Raw genomic sequence first — 235 nt, forward strand, 5'->3', positions numbered from 1 at the left:
GCGACCGTCCCCCCTTCCGCCGTGACGATGAGCGCGGCGCCCCTCGTCGTGACGGTGACCGTCCCGCGTTCCGGCGTGACGATCGTCGTGACGACAACCGGGGCGGCGGCGATCGTGGCGGTTTCCGTCGTGACGACAGTCGTGGTGGTGATCGTCCGGCGTTCCGTCGTGACGACGACCGCGGTCCCCGGCGCGACAGTGACCGTCCCCCCTTCCGCCGTGACGACCGGCGTGA

1 pseudogene is annotated in these 235 nt (G+C 71.9%); it reads left to right on the forward strand.

Annotated features, from left to right (window positions below):
• Positions 1-27 precede the first annotated feature (27 nt).
• Positions 28-235: pseudogene (locus tag KUF83_RS01760) on the forward strand (hypothetical protein); the annotation flags it as partial.

It is taken from the genome of Streptomyces sp. BV286, from assembly GCF_019090165.1.
In the GTDB taxonomy this organism is placed as follows: Bacteria; Actinomycetota; Actinomycetes; order Streptomycetales; family Streptomycetaceae; genus Streptomyces.